Consider the following 1,399-nt stretch of genomic DNA (forward strand, 5'->3'; position numbering starts at 1 on the left):
GATCTGTATGACGTCCCCGGCGGGGCGCGCGGCCTCGAAGGCGGCGAGGACGAGGTCGATGCGGGGATCATCCTCCAGCCGGTCGATGGCGGTCTGATAGTCGGCGACACCGGGTGATGTGCCGCCGGCGAAATCCTGCGGTGCATCGGTGCCGCGCGGCAGCCGCGCAGCCTCGGCCAGCGAAGGAAGCACCCGGGCGCGGACAAGCCGCCCCTCGCGCAGAAGGACATCAGGCAGATAGCGGTCGTCATCCGGATCCATGGAGAGGCCGGTGTAGTTCTCCTGGAGCCCACGTTGCAGGACGCGCAGCCCGATGCGTCCGGCCCCGGTCGTGATCTGCACGCTGAGCCCGGTCGGGTCGACGCCATCGCCGGGCAACAGTTGCAGCAACACCCGCACACCGCCCGCCTCGGTCACCGGAAGCGGCKCCCCACCGGCGGCGAATGCGAGGACGCCATCGGCCGGCAGCGTGCCGGCACCGAAGCCGGGATCGAGCGCCACGACGTGGCGCGAACCGCGGTTTATGGTCTCGAACAGATCATCCGGCTGCCCGGGCGCCACGCGCAGATCGCTGAAGGTCTCCGCCACGCGTCCGCCGCGCAGCAGGCGCAACGTCACGCGGATCGGCGCATTGTCGGCGCCGGTGGCGGCCTGAACGTCGGCTCGCATCTCATTGCCCCAGCCGCCTGCCGAACGGCAGACCAAGCGAACGCAGACCTGGCCATCGGTGTTGCGCAATTCGGTCTGCGCGCGGGCCCCGCCGGTGACGGCGGAAACCACCAGCTCCGCCGCGCCATTGGCGAGGGCATGGACCGCTTCGGGCATGCTGGCCTCGGTGCCAGGGCCGAGCAGTTCGCGCAATTCGGTGGTGCGGGTGACGCCGACCAGGCCACCATCGGCAGGCACGCGGTCCACGATCCCGGCGATTCCGACGATGCCGCTGGCCGCGGGCAGTGGGGGGACTATGTCAAAGCGTGCCTGAACCTGCACACCGGGAACGATGAGCACCGCCATATGTTCAGCTCCCCGATGCGCTGCGCGCTTGCCTGCGTCCAGTCGCCGTATTGAAAGCGTTCATTCTGCAACGAGGACGTGTTCGGCGTTGCCCTCGATCATAGAGTCGAGTTTACGGTCGATCCCCCGGAGCATCACGAAGCGATCATGGCGCCTCCCAACGCATCTCGCACCCATTCCGAGGGTTCACGAACGGCTCATGGGGACATTGAACCGAGGTTCATTGCCTGTTGGGCAAGACCCGGCTCCCACGCAGGCGCACCACGTCGCCCCGGCGATCCAGTGCGAGCTTGGTCAGGATGCGATGCACGTGGTTCTTCGCCGTCGCGACGGCGATATTGAGGCCGCGTGCGATCTGCTTGTTGGAGAGCCCCTGTCCCAGCAG

The 1,399-nt window shown here is 68.0% G+C and carries 2 protein-coding genes; both read right to left on the reverse strand.

Annotation, left to right across the window (positions count from 1 at the left end):
* Window positions 1-1,014, reverse strand: a 1,014-nt coding sequence (locus tag AC1DWF_RS31985; RefSeq protein ID WP_476842560.1) for a hypothetical protein, incomplete at its 3' end; no start/stop codon positions are given.
* Between the two features lie 220 nt (window positions 1,015-1,234).
* On the reverse strand, window positions 1,235-1,399 hold the full coding sequence (locus AC1DWF_RS31990) for a response regulator transcription factor (protein WP_476842561.1): 165 nt from the start codon (window positions 1,397-1,399) through the stop codon (window positions 1,235-1,237).

The sequence above is a fragment of the Aminobacter sp. P4_D5 genome, from assembly GCF_056401815.1.